This is a genomic window from Bacillus multifaciens (assembly GCF_030756675.1).
In the GTDB taxonomy this organism is placed as follows: domain Bacteria; phylum Bacillota; class Bacilli; order Bacillales; family Bacillaceae_G; genus Bacillus_A; species Bacillus_A multifaciens.
Genome location: NZ_JAVBXD010000084.1, coordinates 1 through 4273, shown reverse-complemented (window position 1 = coordinate 4273; position 4273 = coordinate 1). Strand labels below are relative to the sequence as shown.

At 35.4% G+C, this 4273-nt stretch carries 3 protein-coding genes; all 3 read right to left on the bottom strand.

Annotated features, from left to right (window positions below; genetic code table 11):
• Positions 1-1831 (bottom strand): phage tail protein (locus Q9306_RS24425; RefSeq protein WP_306203219.1); only part of this gene is annotated, 1831 nt, incomplete at its 3' end.
• Entirely contained in the window at positions 1828-3798 is a 1971-nt protein-coding gene (locus Q9306_RS24420; RefSeq protein ID WP_306203217.1) for a pyocin knob domain-containing protein, read from the bottom strand. The genes Q9306_RS24425 and Q9306_RS24420, both read right to left, overlap by 4 nt.
• Before the next feature lie 15 nt (positions 3799-3813).
• Positions 3814-4273 (bottom strand): phage tail family protein (locus tag Q9306_RS24415; protein ID WP_306203215.1); only part of this gene is annotated, 460 nt, incomplete at its 5' end.

Below are 4273 nucleotides of genomic sequence, written 5' to 3'. Positions count from 1 at the left end.
TATCAGTATTTGTAAGTACAACTTCATCAGAGCTTAATAGGACATAATTTCGAGTACCAACACTAAGATTATTAGTTTTCTTCTCTACACTATCTAACTTTTCACTGATTTCCCCTGCTTGCTCTTTGATTTCTGTTGTTGTCTTCTTAAGTGAATTTGTTTCAGACTGCACGTCAGAAATCGTCTTTTTCGTTCCTTCCACAGTTTCTTCAACTGTGTTTAATTTGTTGCTGATCGTCCCAGTTGTTGTATTTAATGATTCTATTGATTTCTTGAATCCCTCGGCGGTTTGTTCTGTAGTGGTGAATTTCTTGCTAATATCACCTTGCTCTTTTTGTACATTTGATATAGTTCGAGTAAAACCATCAATTGTTTCTGCAATCTTGTTATATTTTCCTTGCGCTTCTTTTTGAACCGCTTCTACCTTTTCGTTAAGCTCTGTTCTTGCCGTTTCTACTTGTTTATTTACTTGTTCTAATGCTTCTTTTTTAACTGCATCTACATCTTGAACAATAGGTTCCCATGTTTTACCGTTCCACTTTTTCAAAATGCCCGGTCTACCTTTTGAAGTGTCTAGCCAAAGTGATTTACCAGGCTCTAAGTTTTGAGTCGGTTCCGTATTACTTTCAATGATTGTGGTTTGAAAGTTCTTTTGGTTTTCTTTCACTAATTCGGCAAGTTTCTTTGCTGCTTCACTTTCCTTTTTGACTTCTTCCACTTTCTTTTCTGTCTCTGCATTGATACGTTCTGTATACTTGTTTGATTCCTCTAATAGCTTTTTATCCAATTCTTTTACGACAGAAAGAATATCCGCGGTCCATTTCTTTTGTTCTTCCGTACGATCTACAAGCTCATCACGCTTGTTACTAAAATCATAGATATTTGGTGTTTCTTCAAATGGATAACGAGTACGCTTTACAACACGCACGTCAAAATCCATATTGTACTTATGATGTTGAAGAATTGCCCGGTCCCCAACCTTTGGTTCGTTCGAATCATCAAAGTTTGCTTCTTTATGGTCCACAGTGATAGAAGTGACCGGAATATCATTTACAGCCTCTTCGCAACGTTTCCTTGCTGTTTCTTCATTTTTAATCTTGTCATCCTCAATATTCTCAGCTTGTCGATAACGAATGAGTTCCGGCATTTTGTATTTAAGAGGTGATTCATAATAATACGTAAATTGTGGACCGTCACCTTCTTCTTTAGATGGTTTATGTCCTAAAAGTAAAACAGAGAATGAGCAATTGCTGTCATCTGTTGTTTTCTTAATGGCATTTACGTTATAACCAAACTTATATAACTTGTCTGTTGTTTTACCAATTCTATCCGCAAAAATAACAGTCATATTATCGAAAATACATTCAATATCGAAACGATCCAGTAGTTTTCGAATCATTTTCATACGACTTTCGCCACCGAAGTTATCAAACTGTAATTGCATTTTTTTCGAACAACGATTGATATATTTGAAGTTACTTCCTTCAAATGTGTGGGCAAGCCCTTCTTCTATTGAAATGTAACCTGTGATTTTCTTCTCTTGTGTTTGTAAAGACAACTCGGCACCAACTTGTATTGCATCACAATCTTTAAATCCAAGTTCATCAAGATGATTCACTAGAATGATATAGTATTGACCTTCAAAGATAAGTAGATTCCTGTCTTCCACATACGGATAAACGCGCTTATTCATACCTGTATCTGGAACTTCGAAGCGAATAGAGGACGGTTCATTTTTGCCCTCTATTACCTCAAAAAGCTTCATATCAACTAGATGAAATTGATCGCCCGTTGATAATTGTTCAATTTTAGGTCTTTCTACTCGTTTCATATAGTGCCCCAACCCACTTCTAGATAGTCTATTTTATTATTGTGGTCACTTTTGTTGTAAGAAAACCCGCCGCCATTCACAATTACATTTGTTACAATACTATCTTGAATACCAACAAGTGTTACTGTTCTTGCTTGACAGTTTGCTAATATTGCTCTAAACGTCTTTTTGCCTCCACCTTCGCCAATGTGAATATCAGCACGCGGCCAGCCTCGTTGGTTGTTGTATTTGGCGACACCACCTATACAACTCCAATCCAGCGTGTAATAACACCAAATACCATCTTCTTGACAATAAGAAATATCAGGATTTGTAATTCTTACTCCAAACCCAAAATCAGTTACAATTCCAGCGTTCATTGATTTTACAACCGGATTTAAAATCCTCACATTTTGATACTGTGGAGCATTGTCACCTTCCTTACTTTTAAACCAGATACCGCGTGATGTTTCTTTATTTTTACCGTTTCTAATATTTACACCTTCTATTGTGAAATCTTCGCAAGTATTGTTTAGAATTTGAAAAATAAGACTGTGGCCAATATCATTTCCAATTACCTTTTCTGTTTTGAAATAAGACATATTATTGAATAATCCGAGCTCTTCTAACACATTCTCACCTTGTACGTTATAAGTGATATTTTTATGAATCACTTTATCAACAGGCCCAATTTCCACTAAACCTTTTTTCACATTTTTCAATTTGAGATTTACATTTACATTGTCACAAGGTGTCATATCATAAGGCTTCGTATTTTGGTTTGTGAGCGTGTTTTTATCATTAAATACATAAATACCTACTGTAGACCCTATAGACGTTGTAGCACTACAATCAACAGCCTCTAGTTCTATTACTGAATCCTTCACAGCATTCAAAGCGACGTATGATTGCGACTCACCACCATTAATAACTTTTGTATCAATCACAACGTCTTGACAATGTGATAACACAAATGCTTTTGCATCTTTCACCTTTTTAAAATCGAATAATCCGCCTTTAAAAGTAATACTTCTTGTTTTATCATATCCGCCAATATTGACAACATCTTTATTAGTAAAGAATGTTGCACTTCCTGCCTTTAAAACAAAGAAGGCATTCGGATCAGCACGAATTGTTATGTTGCTTGGAATTTCTAAATCCCCAATTGTGTACGTCCCTGCAGGTACATCTAATGTTTTCCCGGCCGACTCATTCAGAGCTTTTTGAAAGGCCGCGTTATCGCTGCCATAATAATTAACACTGTTATACGGAATCATAGAGCGAATTGCTGCATCTAACGAAACGTGAGCACCTTTAACATTGATGACCTCATTCTTAATATCATCATAAGCACCAGCCAAACCAAGCTGCTCCCAATCCGTCCAAATTTTATTAGTTTTTTTTCTGACATACAGACTGTTTTCAACTGCATTATTCAAGCTATATGCTACTTGCATGCAACCGAAGTCAGAATTTGGTTGTGAGTAGACTTGAATCCACCAATATCCTTGTTTAGGCGCATTTTTAACGTTTCCTTTATAAAAACCTGTTTTAACAATGGCATTAATATCACTTGCATCTTCAAGATTTATAACATGGCCATTGTCATCGGTTAATTTAATCCGTTGAAAACTATCTGTATTATCAAGCTTCGTTTTAATCTTTTGGTTAAAATCATATAAAGTTTTTTCCCCTAATCTAGATGCAGTCACTTCATCAAAGTTAGACGGCTTTGCTGCTAGAAAATCCGAGATCATTTTTTTAACAACATTTAAAGATTTGGCATCTCCATTTGCTATTAAAGACTGTAAATTTGCAACATCAATGGCCTCTTTTTCTGCTAAATTTAAAAGAGCTTGTTGAACCATAGTAATAAATTTATGGTTGTTCACAAGCTCCGAATATATGTTATTTACTTCTAAATTTAATTCTTGCCGTTCATCAGCAGATATAGCACTATTTACATAATATTGTCTTGCTAAACTCATAGCATTCGCTCCTTTCTATAAATAATAGAATCTTGTATTTACTTCGCACCAATGGAATGTAGACGATTCGATTTTGATTTGATTTAATCCAGGCGCAAAATGTATTTCACCTGCATCAGCATGACGTACAAGATTACGACCATATTCATCTTCTATATGAAGTCCCTTTATAACAATGATTCCTTGCGAAACAGCGCCAGGATTGTAAATAGTCAACGAATCATTTGTAGTAAAGTTTGTAATCTTTAAATAGCGTGGATCGCATTTAATACGCCATGTTATATCATGTTGCGACGGATTAATTTCCATCGTTCCGACATTTTTAAAATGAAACATTTTTTCTTTAAATGTGTAATCGTATTTGTCGTCCCACTCCAAATTCATACCCCAAGCGAACTTATTTGTATCCCATTCCTTTGCATCCAGTGATTTAAAGATACTTTCGCCGAAACCATCAGGCATGGAAAACTCAACA